The sequence below is a fragment of the Paenibacillus sp. Root444D2 genome, assembly GCF_001426375.1.
Taxonomy (GTDB): domain Bacteria; phylum Bacillota; class Bacilli; order Paenibacillales; family NBRC-103111; genus Paenibacillus_E.
On sequence record NZ_LMEO01000023.1, the window covers coordinates 321,036 to 339,999 of the forward strand.

Annotated in this window: 15 protein-coding genes; 11 read left to right on the forward strand and 4 right to left on the reverse strand. The window is 47.2% G+C overall.

Annotated features, from left to right (window positions below):
- Window positions 1-164: 164 nt before the first annotated feature.
- A complete protein-coding gene (locus ASD40_RS15545) occupies window positions 165-830 on the reverse strand; it encodes a DUF559 domain-containing protein (RefSeq protein ID WP_057304146.1) in 666 nt (221 codons plus the stop codon).
- 191 nt (window positions 831-1,021) lie between these two features.
- The gene (locus ASD40_RS15550) at window positions 1,022-2,092 is read right to left on the reverse strand and encodes a GntR family transcriptional regulator (RefSeq protein WP_057304147.1); all 1,071 of its coding nucleotides are present in this window, start codon (window positions 2,090-2,092) and stop codon (window positions 1,022-1,024) included.
- 398 nt (window positions 2,093-2,490) lie between these two features.
- Here ASD40_RS15550 and ASD40_RS15555 point away from each other — a divergent pair, with 398 nt between their 5' ends.
- From ASD40_RS15555 to ASD40_RS15605, 10 genes are all read left to right on the forward strand, one after another.
- Entirely contained in the window at window positions 2,491-3,834 is a 1,344-nt protein-coding gene (locus ASD40_RS15555; protein ID WP_057304148.1) for an ABC transporter substrate-binding protein, read from the forward strand.
- A 95-nt stretch (window positions 3,835-3,929) separates the two neighbouring features.
- Window positions 3,930-4,814, forward strand: coding sequence for a carbohydrate ABC transporter permease (locus ASD40_RS15560; RefSeq protein ID WP_052228648.1), 885 nt, complete (start codon window positions 3,930-3,932; stop codon window positions 4,812-4,814).
- 3 nt (window positions 4,815-4,817) lie between these two features.
- Window positions 4,818-5,663, forward strand: coding sequence for a carbohydrate ABC transporter permease (locus tag ASD40_RS15565; protein ID WP_057304149.1), 846 nt, complete (start codon window positions 4,818-4,820; stop codon window positions 5,661-5,663).
- Window positions 5,663-7,138 (forward strand): arabinan endo-1,5-alpha-L-arabinosidase, encoded by a 1,476-nt coding sequence (locus ASD40_RS15570; RefSeq protein ID WP_235549275.1) that lies wholly within the window; start codon window positions 5,663-5,665, stop codon window positions 7,136-7,138. The genes ASD40_RS15565 and ASD40_RS15570 overlap by 1 nt, the downstream gene beginning before the upstream one ends.
- Before the next feature lie 2 nt (window positions 7,139-7,140).
- On the forward strand, window positions 7,141-8,103 hold the full coding sequence (locus ASD40_RS15575; RefSeq protein ID WP_057304150.1) for a glycoside hydrolase family 43 protein: 963 nt from the start codon (window positions 7,141-7,143) through the stop codon (window positions 8,101-8,103).
- A gap of 149 nt (window positions 8,104-8,252) precedes the next feature.
- Window positions 8,253-8,951 carry a pirin family protein gene (locus ASD40_RS15580; protein WP_057304151.1) on the forward strand — a complete coding sequence of 233 codons (699 nt, stop codon included), beginning with the start codon at window positions 8,253-8,255 and terminating at the stop codon, window positions 8,949-8,951.
- Window positions 8,952-8,976: 25 nt separating this feature from the next.
- Window positions 8,977-9,309: a hypothetical protein gene (locus ASD40_RS15585; RefSeq protein ID WP_057304152.1), complete on the forward strand. Its 333-nt coding sequence runs from the start codon at window positions 8,977-8,979 to the stop codon at window positions 9,307-9,309.
- Between the two features lie 72 nt (window positions 9,310-9,381).
- Complete coding sequence (locus ASD40_RS15590) at window positions 9,382-10,467, forward strand: nitric oxide synthase oxygenase (RefSeq protein WP_057304153.1); 1,086 nt, start codon at window positions 9,382-9,384, stop codon at window positions 10,465-10,467.
- A gap of 251 nt (window positions 10,468-10,718) precedes the next feature.
- Window positions 10,719-11,600: an EamA family transporter RarD gene (gene rarD / locus ASD40_RS15595; protein ID WP_057304154.1), complete on the forward strand. Its 882-nt coding sequence runs from the start codon at window positions 10,719-10,721 to the stop codon at window positions 11,598-11,600.
- Window positions 11,601-12,287: 687 nt separating this feature from the next.
- Window positions 12,288-12,506: a hypothetical protein gene (locus tag ASD40_RS15605; protein ID WP_057304156.1), complete on the forward strand. Its 219-nt coding sequence runs from the start codon at window positions 12,288-12,290 to the stop codon at window positions 12,504-12,506.
- Between the two features lie 20 nt (window positions 12,507-12,526).
- Here ASD40_RS15605 and ASD40_RS15610 read toward each other — a convergent pair whose 3' ends face one another.
- On the reverse strand, window positions 12,527-14,191 hold the full coding sequence (locus ASD40_RS15610; protein ID WP_057304157.1) for a hypothetical protein: 1,665 nt from the start codon (window positions 14,189-14,191) through the stop codon (window positions 12,527-12,529).
- Window positions 14,192-14,241: 50 nt separating this feature from the next.
- Complete coding sequence (locus ASD40_RS15615; protein ID WP_057304158.1) at window positions 14,242-14,628, reverse strand: DUF4280 domain-containing protein; 387 nt, start codon at window positions 14,626-14,628, stop codon at window positions 14,242-14,244.
- A 1,039-nt stretch (window positions 14,629-15,667) separates the two neighbouring features.
- Between ASD40_RS15615 and ASD40_RS15620 the strand changes: the two genes are divergently transcribed.
- A complete protein-coding gene (locus tag ASD40_RS15620; RefSeq protein ID WP_057304159.1) occupies window positions 15,668-18,961 on the forward strand; it encodes a stalk domain-containing protein in 3,294 nt (1,097 codons plus the stop codon).
- Window positions 18,962-18,964: the final 3 nt, after the last annotated feature.

Consider the following 18,964-nt stretch of genomic DNA (forward strand, 5'->3'; position numbering starts at 1 on the left):
CCTGTTATGCTTGCATAGGCACGCAAACTTGCTTATTGTTGACTAATGTACACAAAATGTAACGTTTTGCAGATAATAAGCATCTGCGGTAGTCTTATCTCGCGAGAAGCCCCTATATTAGAATAGTTAAGGGAGAAAAGCTTGCTTCATTCCCAGATAAATAGCTACTCGTAGTAGGAGCGATGTTTGCCAGACAGCTTATAAGAGCAAATACGTGTAGTACCGGAAGCAGGTTGTAATAGCTCCATCTGAACAAGCTTGCGCAGGAGTTTACCGGCATGGTTTCTGCTAATATGCAGCCGCTGGGAGATGGTCTTTGGTAGGAGGGGTTCACCCGTTTGTCCGGCAATTCTCAGAATTTCTTTTTCTTCCAATGATAACGCTGGATCAGCTTGTTCCTCACCAAACCAGCTGCCCATCATTTGGAGGATCAATTGCTGACAGCGACGTGGTTTTTCTTTCATTTCATCATAGGCGAAACGGAGCACCTTCCACCCATCCAGAATGAGATGGTTTTGACGAGTTAACTGGTCTGCAAATTGCCAACGGTTTATATCCTTATGGTGCGCCTTGTAGCCATCAATTTCTATACAAACCAAATGATTCCCGCGAATATAAGCGAAGTCCAAATAGCGATCACCATCCTTAAAGTCCGAAATCGGATATTCGGCATGAAGAAAATCAAATCGACCGACCGCTGGCCACCAAACCTGCTCGAGGAACAACTTCTCAGCATGACCATGGCCATCCTGAAGACGCCTTTGAGATTCGCCTGACCTCGTCTGTAACTGTAATTGCATAAATTTCTCATAGCATGCGTCGAATAGCATATCAATGCCCCCTATTGATCATAACACCTAAAAAAGACCGCTATCTCCTATTGGAGAGAGCGGTCTATGTGCTTCACGACCCGTGATCCTATCACGATTATTTTACACGAATAGATGACTCAGTGGCAAGATTCTGGGGAAAAAATGATTTATGGACCAAGTCGCAGACATTTCACATGCCGCACAGGGACTCAAACCTGAACCCATTGCACAGGGACCTCGATGCGCTGCGGAACATAGTGCCCGTTGAACTGCTCAAGCAGCAATTTAACAGCCGATAAGGCCATTCGCTCTTCATCCTGCAAAATGTGCGAGATTCCCGGAATCTCAGGATCATCGAAGGAAACCAACTCGATCTTCGGGTTCAAGCCTTCTTCCTGATGCAGAGCATGATGCGTGAGCCTTGCCATCTCAGCGGTTAATGCAAAAACAGCCGTAATGTTAGGATGCTGATGCAGGAAATTAACGATATAAGCTGATGTATCGCCATTTCTGAGGATGTCGATGGGGACATGACACCACAAGCTTTTATCAATCAAAATGTTGCCATCAATATAAGCCTTCTCAAAGCCGTGAGTCCGGTCTTCAACGGTTGTATTCGTATTATCGGGGGAGACGAGCGCGATTTGCTGATGGCCTTTGTTTAACAGGTTGGTAACCGTCTCATAAGCGCCGCCCCAATTATCGGAGGTAATCCGGTAAGTTTCTATATTTCGCAAATAGCGGTCAATAAACACAAATGGATATTTATCCAGGGATAAACGGAGCAGCGATTCATTATATCTCTCATCCTCCGTAGGGAAAACAATGATGCCGCGGATGCCTGGCGTGTTGGTCAATTCCTGAACCGAACGGGATTCTTCGATGGAAGATTCACGTGTGATATGCAGGACAAGCTGATACCCAGCTTCCTTGACGTAATATTCGATATAGTCGACAAGTCTCTGAATGACTTTCGTTTTCATGGTAGGGATAATCAGACCAATGTAATTTTGGGAAGAAGACGCTGAAGAACGACGCTTAGAATCCACTGTAATTGAGTGAGGGTTAACGGATACGAAAGTCCCCTTACCTTGAATACGAGTGACAAGTCCCTCATCAACCAATACGGCCAGGGCATTCTTTACGGTTATTTTACTAACCATAAATTCATCCATAAATTCTTGCTCAGAAGGCACGCGATCTTTGGGACGAAGCTCTCCGGATATAATCTTATCTTTAATAGATTGGTAGATTTGTTTATAGAGAGGAATTTTACTCACTCGTGCATCACCTGATTCTTCATAGTCTTAGGTTTATTGTACTCAGTAAATGTGTAAAAGGGAATACATAAAAGTCTAAAAAATATATTCATATAGTTTTAATTAAATTTTATAACCAATTGTATATATAAATATGGGAATTCACACCAGTGGAATCCAATTCAACAGGTCCCAATTATATTTCACAAAACGAAAAATGTAATACGGATTCTAAACAACCATTTCGCCTAAGATTTTATGTGGTTAAATATAATAAACATAATTTTATACTCAATTGATTATATAATTATAGGTTTTTATGTACTATAATTCGATTTGTAAAGCGCTTACACGTTAATCGACCATTTGCACGATAGTTTACATGACAATCAAAATTTCTTTCTAGGGGGATTTATCGTATGAAGAGAAAGCTTCAAGTAACTTCTGCTGCCGTCTTGGCATCCATGCTTTTATTGTCAGCTTGCACATCTAATTCGGGTACGAATAATGGGGGATCAGCTACGGCAAGTCCGGCGACTGCAACCAAAAGTGATAGCGCAACCAAATCAGGTACACCTGTTAAGCTGAGCTTCTGGACGTTCAATGAACTGCATCAGAAGTTTTTTGAAAGCATGGCTGAATCATGGAATAAAACTCATCCTGAACAACCGATCCAAGTAGAAGCAACAACTTTCCCCTATGACGATAACCACAATAAACTGTTAGTGGCGCTGCAATCAGGAACGGGTGCTCCCGATATGGCTGACATTGAAATCAGTAAAATCGGGAATTTCCTAAAAGGCGATGTCCAACTAACTGCTTTGAATGATATTGTTGAGCCGGAGAAGGCCAACCTCGTCATGTCACGACTCGATAATTATGCGAAGGATGGCAAATATTACGGGATCGATTACCACGTTGGGGCAGAAGTCATCTATTACAACAAAGAAATTCTCGATAAAGCAGGCGTGAACGCGGACGATATTAAGACTTGGGACGATTATGAAAAAGCGGGTAAGCAGGTTCTTGAGAAAACCGGAAAGCCGATGACGACGGTCGAAACGACGGACCAATGGAGCGTATGGCCGCTCGTTGTCCAACATGGATCGGACTTCCTTGATAAGAACGGTAATGTAACGCTTGGAGATCAAGCGAATACAGAAGTGTTGACTTACCTGCAGAAGCTTGTGAAGGAAAAAGTGGCGGTTACAGCCCCGGGTGGCTTTCATCATGCGGAAGAATATTACGGCTTCATGAATAAAGGCGGCGCAGCTTCCGTCTGGATGCCGATGTGGTACATGGGTCGCTTTACGGATTACATGCCTGATTTGAAAGGCAAAGTCATCATTAAACCGATGCCGGTATTTAAACAAGGCGAGATGCGCTCTTCCGGTATGGGGGGGACGGGTACGGTTATTACGAAGCAATCGAAGAATCAAGACGTAGCTAAGAAATTCCTTTCCTATGCGAAGTTGTCCAAAGAGGGCAATATTCAGATTTGGTCACAACTCGGCTTCGACCCGATTCGCTCTGATGTCTGGAACGATCCGGCGTTGAAAGCGGACAATAAATTCACGGCTTATTTTGGCAAAAATCTGTGGGATGTTTTGATTTCTGTGAAAAGCGAGATCGCGCCTACGAATATCAAGGAGAAAACGCCAGCTGTCTCCGACTATATCAAGACGAAAACGATTTTCCAAGCGCTTAATGATTTGAAAGATCCGAAGCAAGTTCTAGACGATGCTGTGAAAAATATTAAGTAAATTGAACGCCCCGCGTTCCGTTGCTGGGCTTTGCCCTAGGGACGTCCCTTCGGCAAAGCTTGCAGCGCTTCTAGAGAGGAGTGGTGATTAACGATATGAATAAGTTTCTGTATTCCTCCCGGGTAGCTCCTTATGTCTTTGTTCTGCCATTTGTATTATCGTTCCTTATTTTCTTTGCTTATCCGGTTATGACCACGATTGTCATGAGCTTTCAAGAAGTTCTGCCCGGCCAAACCCATTTCATTGGGTTAGCGAATTACCGGAATTTATGGAGCGAGTCGTTTTTTACCGCGTTGAAAAATAGCAGTCGGTATACGTTCTGGACCCTGCTGGTACTTATACCATTGCCGCTTGTACTTGCTGTATTCCTAAATGCGAAGCTGACCAAGGCGAGTGCGTTCTTCCGTTCCGCTTTGTTTATCCCCTCCCTCACTTCGGTTGTTGTGGCGGGAACTATATTCCGGCTTGTTTTTGGAAGCTTGGATGATTCGGTGATGAATGCTTTCCGTCATATGCTGGGCATGCCTACGATTAACTGGCTGGCCAACTCCACGACGGGAATGCTCGTAATGGTCATTTTGGCGACTTGGCGGTTCACTGGCGTTAATATTATTTATTTCCTATCCGCGCTGCAGAGCATTCCGCATGAATTATATGAGTCAGCAGAAATAGACGGTGCCAACAAGTGGGACCAATTCTGGCGAATTACTCTGCCGTTATTGAAGCCGGTAGCGATCTACGTCATTACGATTTCCATCTATGGCGGCTATTCGATGTTTACGGAAAGCTTCATTCTCTGGAACGGTAATCGCTCCCCGAATGACATTGGTCTGACGATGATCGGTCTACTTTATCGAGAAGGCATCGAACGTAATAATTTGGGTTTCGGATCTGCAATTGGGATCACCTTGCTGGGTATAACCATGATCTTAAATGTCATTCAATTGAAATTTTTCGGTTTGTTCAGAAAGGAGGACTAGGACATGCAGATACAACGACATAAGTTCCTTCAAACCTCCTTACTGCTCTTCTTGTTTGTAGTACTTGCCGCATTGGCACTATTCCCGTTCTACAGTCTTACGTTGGCTTCATTTAAGCCTTCTAAGGAGATGCTGCGCTACGGACTCAATGTGAAGCTGCAGCCGGAGTTATTGTCCTTTCATAACTATGCCTTCCTATTTTCTGCATCCGCGAAGAAATATTTGATCTGGTATAAGAACAGTATCATTATTTCCATTGTGTATACCGCTTGTTGTCTGCTTTTATCTTCGATGGTGGGCTATGGACTCGCCATGTACCGATTTAGAGGAAGAAACCTTATTTTCCTCTTAGTCCTATTAGTCATGATGGTACCTGTGGAAATTATTATGCTGCCGCTTTATAAACAAATGATTGCTTTTCACTTGATCGATACTTACAGCGGTGTCATTTTACCTTTCGTCGTCGCACCGCTGCCGATCTTCTTCTTCCGGCAGTATGCTGCCGGGCTGCCCAAGGATTTTCTTGATGCAGGAAGAATTGACGGCTGTTCAGAGTATGGTATCTTTTTCAAAATCATGATGCCATTGATGGCTCCGGCTTTCGGGGCGATGGCGATATTGCAGGCCCTTGCGAGCTGGAACAGCTTTGTTTGGCCGCTAATTGTACTCAAAACTGGCAATAAGCTGACTCTGCCGATTGGTCTGTCCAGTCTTGTAACGCCTTATGGCAATAACTACGATATTCTCATTGCTGGTTCTGTACTTGCGATCGTGCCTATCCTGATCGTATTCATCTTCTTCCAACGATTCTTTGTATCGGGTCTTACGGTTGGCGGTGTGAAAGGCTAATGACAGTCTCGCGGATGAAAAAAAGGGTGCTGCTTACGCTTGGTTTTGCGCTTGCAGCTGTGGCTGTAGGGGCTTCCTTTCTCCAATTCGGGAGTTCAAATACCGCTCCCTTAGAGTTTCCGAAGAGACCTGTTCAGTACCCGATGTATGACACAGGAAGCACGAATACGGAATCAGGCTGGCACACGATGAATACGCACGATCCCTCCATTTATAAAGACGGGGATACGTATTATGTGTTTTCAACTGACATAAAGGTTGGCGCCAATAAGGATCCGCTGCGGCCGGGGATCATGGTGAGACGATCCAAAGATTTGATCACATGGGATTGGGTAGGTTATGCGCTGGATGGGATACCGAAGGAAGCCGCATCGTGGACACGGGCAACGAATCTATGGGCACCTGACGTTTTCAAAATGGGAGATACCTATTATTTGTACTATGCAGCATCTACCTTCGGAAGCAATCAGTCCATGATTGGACTTGCAACCTCCACTTCGATTATTGGTCCATGGACAGATCAAGGGGCCGTCGTGAAGACGGCTAAGGGAGATAAAGCGAACGCGATTGATCCTAATCCTGTGTTTGATGCAGAGGGCAAACCCTGGTTAGCGTATGGATCCTTCTTTGGCGGCATTTATCTCGTAAAACTTGATGAACACACCGGTAAAGTGATGCAAGGAGAGCAGCCTACGCTGCTTGCCCGCAGAGACAGTCGAACCGTCGCAGGTGCCGTGGAGGCGCCGTATATCATCTATCAACCGGATCAGAAAAAGTATTACTTATTCGTATCCTATGACTCGTTATCTTCCGATTACAGTGTAAGAGTGGGCAGATCTTCCTCGATTACGGGGCCTTATGAGGATTTCAATGGTCATCAGCTTTCGGATACGGGGTTTTCGCCGCAGACGAATGTAGGAAACAAGCTGATTGGCAGCTACGCGTTCAGTGGGGAGGAAGGCTGGATCGCGCCGGGCCATAACTCGATTCTGAAGGACGGCGATCGCACATTTCTCGTGCACCATGCCCGTGGCGAAAAAGATAAAAATTGGTCTTACCTCCATATTCGTGAGCTTCTCTGGACACGTGACGGATGGCCAGTTGCATCGCCTGAACGGTATGCGGGAGAGAAGATACAGTCTCTATCTCCGAAGCTGCTTGCAGGGCATTGGGATCGATTGCCGATTCCGATGGCATGGACGGGCATTGAACGATCTGAGCCTATTACCCTGCAGCCGAACGGAAAGATCGAATCGGCACATGGTACCGGCAAGTGGACATTTCAAGAACCGAATGAGTTAACGCTGCAATGGACGGTTTTAGATACAAATGAGGGTGTCCCGACGACAGAGAAGGTACTTGTCTCGCCTGCCTGGGATTGGGAGAATGCCAAGCCCACGCTTGTGTTTACAGGGATGAACGAGAAGGGCATTAACATATGGGGCAAATACACAGATAGCATCAAAGGAGAATAACGATGGGGAACTTAGAAACCAGCTATATCAAACCACTTTTGGAGCAGCGTGCTGATCCATGGATGTATAAGCATACGGATGGGTATTATTACTTTACTGCATCGGTACCTGAATATGATCGTATTGAATTACGACGTTCTACCACGATTGCCGGCTTGAACGAGGCGCAGCCTGTCGTAGCTTGGCGCAAGTATGCCGAAGGACCGTTGAGTGCTAATATTTGGGCGCCAGAGCTTCATTTTGTAGCAGGCAAGTGGTATATCTATTTTGCTGCGGCTAGAACGACGGAAACGATGGAAGGCCTTTTCGATCATCGCATGTTTGTGTTGGAAAATAGCTCGGCCAATCCGCTTGAAGGGGAATGGGAAGAGAAGGGGCAGCTGCGCACCGAGTGGGAGAGCTTTGCACTCGATGCAACTTCTTTCGAGCATCGCGGCCAGCGATATCTCGTCTGGGCGCAAAAAGATTTGAATATACCGGGAAATTCCAATCTATATATATCCGAAATGAGCAGCCCATGGACGCTTCGCGGCAAACAGGTCATGATTACGACGCCGGAGTATGATTGGGAAATCATCGGCTTTAAAGTCAATGAAGGCGCCGCGGTGCTGAAGCGGAACGGACGCATCTTCATCAGCTTCTCCGCAAGCGCAACAGATTTCAATTATTGCATGGGTTTGCTGACGGCTTCGGAAGACGCCGATCTGCTGGATCCACAATCATGGGCGAAATCCAAGTCGCCTGTTCTGACCACGGATGAAAGCATCCGACTCTTTGGCCCCGGACACAATAGTTTCACCGTATCGGAGGACGGCACACAGGATATCTTCGTCTTCCATGCGAGAAATTATAAAGAAATCGTGGGCGATCCGCTCTACGATCCGAATCGGCACACCTTTGTACGTGTACTAAAGTGGCACGCGGATGGAACGCCGGATTTTCTTGGCTCCGTATCAGGCGCCTAGAACGGTTAAGCCAGTCTATACCCTCTACCTCACTTAGTGAGAGTAGAGGGTTTTTTGACGTCAGGGAGATTCTTCCGCCACCGTTCCGACATGGAAGTCGGTAGTCCATATATGATAAGCTATACGTATTAAAGAAGGAGGCGATTGCTGTGATTCAGGTTTTCCCTGCACATACGCGTAATACAACCGATCTGGGCTGGCTTCAGAGCCATAAGAATTTCTCGTTCGGCGATTATTTTGATGAGGATAATGTAGGTTTCGGGGTTATGCGTGTTTGTAATGACGATGATATTGCTGCCGGTCGGGGCTTCGGTCCACATCCCCATAGCGACATGGAGATCGTTAGCATCGTTCTCAGCGGTGCAATTAAACACGAAGATAGTTTGGGGCATGTTGCGGTAACGGGAGTCAATGGCGTGCAGCGGATGTCAGCTGGAAGCGGCGTTATTCATGCAGAGTACAATGCGTCGGATACGGAACCTATGAGTCTATTCCAGCTTTGGTTCATGCCGTCTAAGCGTGGCTTGGAGCCATCCTTTGAGAATGTTACCTATGAGCCGGAAGCGTTGGTCAACGCACTGCTTCCAGTAGTTACTCCCGAGGGAGGCGAGCATGCAGCTAAGATACACCAGGATATGAGCATTTACCTCAGCAAGCTGGACGCGGGCAAAGAGCTTGTGTTTAAACAAGGAGAGAATCGACGCATTTATCTAATGCTTATAAGCGGGAAGTTATCTGCTAATGATGCAGTTTTGGAAACGAAGGATAGCGCTCGTATGGAAGCTGAACAGACGGTTGCTATTCGTGCGATAGAAGATACACATTTCATGCTAATCGATCTGCCATAATGAATGATGAAGGAGGGCTATGCGGATGAAGGAAGTCTTTTTAATTAAACATGCAGTGGGCGGTCGAGCGTTCGTAGATACGGGAAAACATCCGATCCCCTACACATGGGATCATGTTGGAGACCAATGGAAATTTACCGTGCAGATAGAGAAGAAGGAAGATATTGCTGAGCTTTTGAAATGGAAAGAGGAACTCAACGTTTTCCTATTTCAGGAGTTTGAGAATGAGCCAACGAAGAAATTATGGTTTTATGTAGGCGATGATTCCGTGCACTATTCAGAGGAAAAAGGCGAGTTAACCATAGTAGCAAAGTCTCAAATCGTATACATTCCTGATCATTTTAGTGCGCAATTGTAACTCAACATAGGGAGAGCTGCGCAGGTGTCAGAGGCTTGCGAGGCTCCCCTTTATCGGATTGGAGCAGCACCTATGAAAGTGCAGGATCAATTACTGGAGAAAGCTGTGCCTTTTATCAAGGAATGTTATAGTGAATTAGGTCAAAGCTCGGGTAAAATCGAGGCTCGTCTTGCTGAAATTACCGAAGCCATTAGGTATAAAGGTTACTACGAACATACCCTTCAAGAGCTCGAGCATGGGGCTAAAATGGCATGGCGCAACAGCAACCGTTGCATCGGGCGATTGTTCTGGGAAACATTGACGGTACACGATGCTCGTTATATAGAAACAGAAGAACAGATGGCTGAGGCCCTATTCCGTCATATTGAAACGGCAACCAATGGCGGCAAAATCCGTCCAGTGATTACGATTTTCCCACCTACGCATGATTCGGCTCAGGGAGCCTTTATTCATAATGACCAATTGATCCGTTACGCAGGCTATGAAACTGACAATGGGATTCTCGGTGACCCAGCTTCTATTCAAATAACTGCGTTATGCCAATCGCTTGGATGGCAGGGGGCTGGGACGCCTTACGACGTGCTGCCGCTTGTTGTTCAAATGGGAGATCGGAAACCGAAGTTGTTTGAGATTCCTGCTGAACTCGTCCTGGAAGTGGATATTACACATCCGGATATAGCAGCGTTCAATGATTTGCATCTCAAATGGTATGCCGTACCGATCGTATCGAATATGTACCTTGAAATCGGGGGGATTCACTTCCCCGCTGCGCCATTCAATGGATGGTACATGGGCACCGAAATCGGGGCGCGTAACTTTGCAGATCAGGCTAGATATGACATGCTGCCGCGTGTAGCGTTTATCATGGATCTGGATACTCGGCGTGATGCTTCTCTTTGGAAAGATAAGGCGCTTGTTGAGTTAAATGTGGCTGTGCTGCATTCTTATCAACAGCAGGGAGTAGCTATTGTGGACCATCATACGGCGGCAAGGCAATTTAAGAGTTTTGAAGAGAAAGAGCAGAAGGTCGGTCGTGATGTCACGGGTGATTGGTCGTGGCTAATCCCGCCGCTATCCCCAGCGACGACGCATATTTTTCATCAGTATTATTCAAATGAAGTGAAGCTGCCTAACTTTTTTTACCGGCATGAGGGCTGAGCAGTCGAATTGTGGGAGGGAGAACCGCTCACATGGCGTTAGAGAAAATCCGGCAAGAATTAGAAGATGGATTTCGCTACGTCATTGACACTGATCGTCTCCGTTAAAGGATAGCACCAAAAATCGTGTAGTCGGATCCCCGTAATCGGGGATTTATTATTTTGGAATTGACCATCGGACAAAATTACGAGATTCATAGAATTGTGAGTTACTAGAATTATGTTACAAGACATTGAAAAGAGGATTTTATAATGAAAAAAGGGCTTTGGTACGCCATTCTTGCCTATACCGCATGGGGGTTGCTGCCTGTTTATTGGAGGTCTTTTGAGTCTCTGCTTGCAGGTGAAATATTATCTCACCGCGTCATCTGGTCATTCGTATTCATGGCAATTCTCTTACTGATAGGGAAAAGCCGATGGAATGAATTTCGTGAGATGCTTACGAACCGGAAAGCTCTGCTCATGATCGGAGTCAGCAGCATCTTAATCAGCTCCAATTGGCTGATATTCATTTGGGCCGTCAATAACGGTCATGTTATCGAGACGAGCTTGGGGTATTATATTACGCCGTTGATAAACATCATGCTGGCGGTCTTGTTTCTGCGTGAAAAACCAAGCCGCAGTCAGTGGGTGGCCGTTGCATTAGCAGGCGCCGGCGTTTTGCTAGCAACAATCGATTATGGCAGATTCCCATGGGTTTCTCTCTCACTAGCGTTTTCATTCGGCCTTTATAGTCTTGTGAAAAAGAGAGTTTCCTACGATGCTTCTATCGGGTTGGCAGGGGAAACCGTCATCGTCTTCCCTATAGCAGTCGCGTATATTGCTTACCTACACTACGCACATCATGATTCCGCATGGACATTACCGCCTATCTCTTTAGCGATGCTATTATTGTCAGGTGTTGCAACCGCTTTGCCTCTGCTATGGTTTGCTAAAGCGGCTGCTCGGCTGCCTCTTTCCATGCTGGGATTCATTCAATACATTGGTCCTTCCATTACGCTGTTGTTAAGTGTGTTCTTATTTAAAGAGAAATTTTCACCGGTGCTTCTCATTAGTTTCTCCTTGATTTGGACGGCGCTGATCGTTTACGCATTAGCGTCGATACGTGTGGCGAGGACTTCTGTAGCGAAGTAAGCATTCAAACGTGGATTGTTTTAGGAGATACAGAAAAGGGGCTGCCTCAAAAGTCATATTCGGAAAAATGAAATCCAAACTAATGTATTTCGCAGTCTGTCTATTACTTCCGTTGGATTAAATCCAATGGAAGTAGGGATTTGGCAGCTTAAAAGTCAATTCCATTGGATTTATTCCATTAGAAGAACGAATTTCGATGCCAGAAAGTCGATTCCATTGGAAAAATCCAATGGAAGTATGAATTTCGTTCTGAATACCGATTCGAATGTCCCAGAAGGTCAGCAGGCCCCAAAGGGGCTGTCCGCAAGTAGAATTATCTACTTTTGAGACAGCCCCTTTGTTTATGCATGAACTTGAGGTGATGAGTGAGAAAGGAGAAGAACTAGCTACCTAAAACATATTTAGGAGGAACGTCGATCCTCTATTTTAGGGAAGAAGTGTTAAAAGTGAAAATGGCGGAACGTGAGGGCCTTATTTGCTAAAAATAAGCAGATTTGGAGGTAAAACAACGAAATAACGTCTTGTCGTTCCGTTTGTCTCGGAATTCGAGCTTTTTCACCCAAATAGCGGAACGACGTTCCGTCAAAGGGTGGAAAACGCGATAGTCAGGTCTGAGCTTGCTTTACGCCTAACTATCTTTCGCGTGCAAAAGTAACCTGTAAACACAAGGGCTTGAGGCGGCGCTGTGTGCAAAAGGAACACTTAACACACAAGGGGCTTGAGTCAGCACTGAGTGTAAAAGAAACCCGTAAACACATTAAGGGGCTTGAGGCAGCGCTGAGTGCAAAAGGAACCCGTAAATACATTAAGGGGCTTGAGTCAGCGCTGAGTGTAAAAGGAACCCGTAAATACATTAAGGGGCTTGAGGCAGCCCCGTGTGTGCAAAAGAAACCCGTTAGCAATTGAAGGACTTGAGGCAGCGCCTCTTATTTGGTAGAGCTGACCTGAAGCAGGTGAGCTTCTTTGGTTTTGTTGAAATGCGTGAAGGTGAAGATGAAATCACCTTTGTAATAGCTGTTCGTGTAGGTGCCAGCCCCGGCACCTACCGCGAGTTCCATGACGATGTAGCCTGCATCGTTGGGCTCACCGCGCTTTTTGACGGTCTCGATGGCTGGCTGCAGCAGCGCCAAAGGCTTCGAGCCCCAAATGCTGAGGGAGGTGACAACGGCCTCCTTCGGGTTGCCCTTGGACGGCTCTACCAGCAGCGACAGCTGATAGGCCGGATAGTTCAGCAGCAGCTTAACGCCTGCTGCTGATGCCGGATCGGACGCGCCAGCGCCCGCGGCCGGAGGCTCCACGGCGGCGTCGCCCGCAGCCGCAGTCTCAGCGGAGGCAACCTGCGGCGCCTCCTGGCCCGCGAGCATGACGCTGGCATCCTGCAGCGTCACCTCGGCCGGTTTGCCCAGCAAGTCTTCGACTTTCTTGCTGGACAAACCGATGAAGCTCTGCAGGCTGGCCTGGCCGCCTGCAAAAAAGCTCCGCAGCAGCGGCGCGCCGTCTACGTCAAACAGCGTGCCAAGGCCGTCATAGACGCCGGCCTTGAAATCGCCCTTATAGACGAGTTTGCCCAACTCGTCATACGCTTCTCCGGCGCCGCTCAACACGCCGCTCTGGAACGTGCCTTTGAAGCGAGGCACGCCCTTCTCATCGAAGGCGGTGCCTTCACCGCCATACGCGCCAGCGAGGAATTGGCCTTTATATTTGATAAGGCCATTCGTATAAAATTCGGTGCCATCTCCGGAATAACTGCCATTCTTAAAGCCGCCATCATAGATAAGAAGTCCCTTCGCATCAAAAAGCTTACCAGCCCCGTTATATTGACCGGCTGCAAATTCACCCTCATATTGGGCGATACCGCCTGATGAGAACAGCTTTCCAGCTCCATTATATAGGCCGCCGTTAAACAAGCCTTCATACAAAAGATCTCCGCTAGGCGCGAACAATTTGCCGGCCCCGCCGTATTTTCCATTTTGAAATTCGCCGATATACTGCACTTTCTGCTGGGGATCGTATTGGGTTCCAGCCCCGTTAAAAACATCACCGGCAAATGCCCCTTTATATTGCAGGGTGCCGTTTTCGTCATAAAGGGAGCCGCTGCCTGATTTTTGCCCTTTTTCAAAATCACCTTCGTAAGCGGGCTTGCCGTTGCTGTGGAAAAGTTTACCTTTGCCGGCATATTTGCCGTCAACCAGATCCCCCACATAGAGAGAATCCTTTTGGGTACCCACAACTTTGCCATTGCCTGAAAAGCTCGTAAGTTTAGGGGTGTCTTTCTGAAGAACAGGAACACGATTCAACCACTTATTCACGATCGCAGGAGGGCGGATGAAGACAAAAAAGATCAAAACGAGTAGGAACAAAGTGAGGAAAAGAAGCAACCTTTTGGAGACATAATAGGAGCCGATCAAAACGTAGTTTTTCAGTGACGTTTCGTGCGTCTGCAGCATGACCTTAAGAATCTGTTGAAATTTAATGATCGCTAGTTTGGGCAGCCTTCCGACTGTTGCGATGGCTTTCATGATATGGCCAATGAATGGTGCAACGACAGGCTTTAGCACTTTTTCAAGGGTTTTGACCGGCTGGATCTCCAAATCTTCTCACTCCTAGATGGAATTATTAAATGAGGTGTTTTTAAAATGGGTTAAGGCACCTGAATGGTCATTTGCCCTGGTTGTTGAATTTGAATGACGCCGCCCCAGTTGCACATGCATTTGGACGTATTGTTCAGAGCGGGCATGTTCGCGACGAGCACAGTCGGTGACCCAGGAGCCCAAGGCGCAGCTGTTACTGGCACGCAGGGCATGGGAGTTAGTACTCCAAGTGCAGCTGCCGTTGCCGCAGCAACCATCGGATTTGCCATTGAATTGCACATTCCAAACGGCATAATGTTCACCATCGGCTTATTATCCATAATGTTGGCAATGGGCATAGCGGTCATCACCATGTTCGCCGGAAGCACCATTAATGTACCAGGCGCCACACCGAACGAGCATTGCAGCATCGCTCCACCGCAAACGAGGTTTCCCATGTCAATCTCTCCTTCCTTGAACAAAACTTGCTGCCGAGCTCCCAAAGCAGGGTATTAAGCATGTTTTTCATCGTTAAAGTAGCATAATTAGCAATCGCGCCGCGTTTAAGATTGTTTTATATCGTTAAAGTAGYTGWATGGGTRATTRGTTGCAGATCTGGYAGRTGTTAAGCATGATTTTTAGCGTTAAAGTAGCTTAATTAGCAATCGTGCAGCGTTTAAGATTGTTTTATATCGTTAAAGTAGCTGTATGGGTGATTGGTTGCAGATCTGGCAGATGTTAAGCATGTAGATTGTTTTATATCGTTAAAGTAGCTGTATGGGTGATTGGTTGCAGATCTGGCAGATGTTAAGCATGTTTTTCATCGTTAAAGTAGTCGAAATAGAAATCGTCCCGCGTTTAAGGTTGTTTTATATCGTTAAAGTTGCTGTATGGGTGGGTAGTTGCAGGTCTGGTAGGTATTAAGCATGTTTTTCAGCGTTAAAGCAGCCGAATAAGCAATCGCCCAGCATTTAAGGTTGTTTTATATCGTTAAAGTAGCTGTATGGGTGATTGGTTGCAGATCGGGCAGATGTTAAGCATGTTTTTCAGTGTTAAAGCAGCCGAATAAGCAATCGCCCAGCATTTAAGGTTGTTTTATATCGTTAAAGTAGCCGTATGGGTGATTGGTTGCAGATCTGGCAGATGTTAAGCATGTTTTTCAGTGTTAAAGTAGCATAATTAACAATCGTGCCGCGTTTAAGGTTGTTTTATATCGTTAAGTTGTTAAATGGGTGATTGGTTGTAGATCTAATAGGTGTTAAGAATGTTTTTCATCTTTAAAGTATCTGGAAATGAGAGCAAATAAACTGTTCCCAGTTAGGATAGCGTGTACCCGTCAAAAATTCGCTGTTTCCATTACTTTTATACTACTAGATAAGTATATGAGCAGTCTATTACTATATTCGATAGTTTTCACTATTTTTCTCCAAAAGATGGGTGCGGGAGTGGGGGAGATATTGTACTATAAGAGGAGATGGTTGAGCGGAGGGATTCATAATGATAGGGGTAAAATTTGTGAAGTTGGGGCTTGTGCTGCTGCTAGGCGTGTCGTCGATTGTGGCAGCAGGTTCGGGAGTCGAAGCAGCAACGGTGAAGTCTTTAACCATGAGGGAAGCCATCGATCAGGGTTTGAAAATAAGTCCCCAATTGCGGGATGCTAAGACCGATATTTTGAAGAAAAAGATAGAGCTGGAGCAAGCGCAGCATGCGGTTAAAAATGAGGAAGCTAAGGCTTCCGGACTATTTGCCAAACCTCGTAATTTAGGTCAGGAATTATCGACTCGTTTGAAGGTGCCTGAAGCACGCAAGCAGCTTTATATCGCGCAGGAAACGCTACGGCAATCGATGAATACGGCCCGATTTGATGTGCAAAAAACTTATTTAGCAGCTTATCAAGATGCAGTGGCAGAAGAAAATACTAGGAAGAAAATGGAAGAAGCTAAATCTGCATTGGAAACGGTGAAAAAGAAGCGGAAATTCGGTCTTGCAGATAGTACTGAACAAGAGAAGGCAGATAAGGCGCTGGAGAAGGCGTTATCTGAATATAAACAAGCCCAGCTAACGGCCAAATCTAGTCGTTTAGCGCTGGGCAAGCTGCTGAATTTGGACATGGAAAATAAAGTCCAGCTCTCGTTTGAGCCGGATTACGCGGATTTGAATCAGAAGCAGCTGCCTGCCTACATCGCAACGGCTCAAAAGTCGACGCTTAGTTTGCTGAAGGACACGGAGGACCGGCGATTAGCGGATGAGAAGCTGAATACGACGCGTGATTTGTTCAGCTCTAAGTTTGGATCGGCGCGAATGAAGGTCATGGACGGCATGTATAAGGCTAAAGATGTGGATATGGAGCTGTTCCTAGCTAGTTATGAAACGACGCTTTCACAAGTGAAGAAGGATTGGGAAGGCTTTTTCATGCTGCTTGGATTCATTCCTATTCCCAAATCGCTGCTTCAAGGGGAGTTTGACGGGCTACGTTATTTGGACGATCTCAGGGATGCGCTTCCGATCGCGACCATGGAGCAGAATAAAGCGCTGCTTCAGGAGAAGGAAAGCCGGAATGCGGTCATTGCTGCGGTGCGGCAGTCATTTTTGGAAGCAAAAGGGGCCGAAGAAGGCTATGCGCAGGCCTTGCGTGATAAAGACAATGCGGTAGTCAATCTGGATAAAGCGAACCAGAAGCTGAAGCTAAGTCTTATGAAAACAGATGAGCTGCAGGCTTATAAGGACGCTGTCATTCAAGCTGATCAACAAATCCTATCTGCCCAAATGGGTTATAAAATGGCGCTCGGCAAGCTGGACCTGGATACCGGCGGTGCGGTTGAAAGAACGATAAAGAAAGGTATTTTACCTTATCGTGACCTCGATGATGGGCTTGCAGCTGTAAAGCCGCAAAAGCCGAAAGCGCCTTTAGGTACTTGGAAACTAAAGCCTTCGGTGGGCACGCTGCTTAGTGATTTCAGTGTAAAAGTAAATAAAAAGCTGGGCGCTACGGAGTACGCGGTTTTTACGAAAGAAGGCCGTGCGATTGGGAAGCGGACGAAAATCAACAAGCCTGTGCGTAATTTATCGCTCAAGTTTAGTTCAATCGATCAGCTCAAGGTTGTGTTGTACAAAAAAGGGAAAAAGATCGACGAACTGCCTCTGGAGGGAAAAGGCAATTCAGGGCAATTAGTAGCTGTAACTGCCGAAGATGGAGCGACTGGCGGAAATTCAGGCAGCAATTCAGGCGGTGACAAAGGGGACGGAAGCAGCGGCACAGGCGAAAACGGCTCAGGTTCGGCCGAAGAAGAGAAGGGGCTAGGAACCGTCATCATCGGTTCCTACAAGGTGCAGCTGGACGCACTGACCCCAGCGGCCTATAACGCTGCAGCGGCCACGATGACGAAGACGGGGCAAGGGATTTTTTATAAATCGGATAAGCCTGGGGCGGTTTGGATCGGCATGGATAATGCCGTAGACCCTAGCGCGCTAACCGATCCAAGCAGTTCAGCTGCCCTGACGAAGGAAGCAGCAGCTGCTTTGAAGGTTACCGTCGAGATCACGAAGCCGGGAGCTATTGCTTCTTTGGAAACACCCGCACAGCTGCAGCAGCAGATCGATACGCTGAAGAAAGATATCGTGAAGCTGGAAGCGGCTAAAGAAGCGGCCGTAGCGGATTTGAAGCTGAACGAGATCGCTGATCTAGCGGTGCAGCTGAAGGATGCGCAGGCTCAGCACGGGATGCTGGAGGCGCTGCTCAAAGGCGACAGTGGGTCGGCTCTCAAGCAGATGGAGCTGGTGAACAACCCGGACGCGCTGATTGCAGCGCTGTCCGAGGAGGCCGCACCGCCGGTCGAACCGGGCGGTGAAGAAACCCCAGGCAGCACCGCGCCTGGGAATAGCGAGGCCAGCGAGGATCAGCTGGCCGAACAGGCCGAGCTCAAGCAGCAGAAGCTGGAGCAAGCCATCGCCGCCGGCGAGCCAGAAGCGGCAGCAGCTCAGCTGCAGCCGCTTCTGGCGGCGCAGGCGCAGCTCGCGGATGCGCAGACTGGCGCTTCCGTTGGCTTAGCTTCGCTCAAAGAGGCGAAGCAGAAGCTCCAAGCTGCGCTTAGCGCAGCGCAGCAGGATCCTGAGCGGGTCGCAACGCTGACCCGCTCGCTGCAAGCCGTCGACGAAGCGATGCAGACGCTGCAGAAGGATGCGCTGTTTGCGCAGCTTGACGCTGTGCAGGAGCTGGCGGCTGCGCTGCCGCCAGCTTCAGCCGTGCAGCAGCAGCTGGAACAGCTAATAACCAAGCTGCTGGAGCAGCTACAGCAGCAAGAGAAGGCCAAATACACGCCAGAGGAGCTGCAAGCTCTGGCAGAAATCTCAACCACTTTGGCTAACATCACAACGGTAGACACAAGCTCTTCGTCTGGTTCTGACCCAGAATCCAGCCTTGTTCCCGTCACGATTCAACCCATTTCGGCAGAAAACGTACTTTCTCCCAATATTTTCATCAAATTCGACGTTCCGCCTGTTATAATAAACGGGCAGGCCTATTTACCTATAAGATCCGTGTCCGAATCGTTCGGTGCGGCCGTTGATTGGGATCAAGAAAGCCTTACCGTTACGGTAAGTACGGAATATGCGACCATCACTAGCCGTATTAATAATACTACGGCATATATTGACGGCGAGCCCACCCAGATCGATGGACCCTCTTTGCTGCTCGCAGGAAAGACCTATGTGCCGCTAAGGTTCATATCCGAGTCCTTAGGACTTCAGGTCGACTGGCATGCACCTACTCAAATCATTCAGATTTCTAATTAAGAG

Excerpts from the sequence above, each read along its gene's own strand:
- ASD40_RS15560 (WP_052228648.1), top strand. The coding sequence starts at position 3,930 with ATGAATAAGTTTCTGTATTCCTCCCGGGTAGCTCCTTATGTCTTTGTT.
- ASD40_RS15620 (WP_057304159.1), top strand. The coding sequence starts at position 15,668 with ATGATAGGGGTAAAATTTGTGAAGTTGGGGCTTGTGCTGCTGCTAGGC.
- ASD40_RS15545 (WP_057304146.1), bottom strand. The coding sequence starts at position 830 with ATGCTATTCGACGCATGCTATGAGAAATTTATGCAATTACAGTTACAG.
- ASD40_RS15570 (WP_235549275.1), top strand. The coding sequence starts at position 5,663 with ATGACAGTCTCGCGGATGAAAAAAAGGGTGCTGCTTACGCTTGGTTTT.
- ASD40_RS15585 (WP_057304152.1), top strand. The coding sequence starts at position 8,977 with ATGAAGGAAGTCTTTTTAATTAAACATGCAGTGGGCGGTCGAGCGTTC.
- ASD40_RS15565 (WP_057304149.1), top strand. The coding sequence starts at position 4,818 with ATGCAGATACAACGACATAAGTTCCTTCAAACCTCCTTACTGCTCTTC.
- ASD40_RS15555 (WP_057304148.1), top strand. The coding sequence starts at position 2,491 with ATGAAGAGAAAGCTTCAAGTAACTTCTGCTGCCGTCTTGGCATCCATG.
- ASD40_RS15615 (WP_057304158.1), bottom strand. The coding sequence starts at position 14,628 with ATGGGAAACCTCGTTTGCGGTGGAGCGATGCTGCAATGCTCGTTCGGT.
- ASD40_RS15575 (WP_057304150.1), top strand. The coding sequence starts at position 7,141 with ATGGGGAACTTAGAAACCAGCTATATCAAACCACTTTTGGAGCAGCGT.
- rarD (WP_057304154.1), top strand. The coding sequence starts at position 10,719 with ATGAAAAAAGGGCTTTGGTACGCCATTCTTGCCTATACCGCATGGGGG.
- ASD40_RS15590 (WP_057304153.1), top strand. The coding sequence starts at position 9,382 with ATGAAAGTGCAGGATCAATTACTGGAGAAAGCTGTGCCTTTTATCAAG.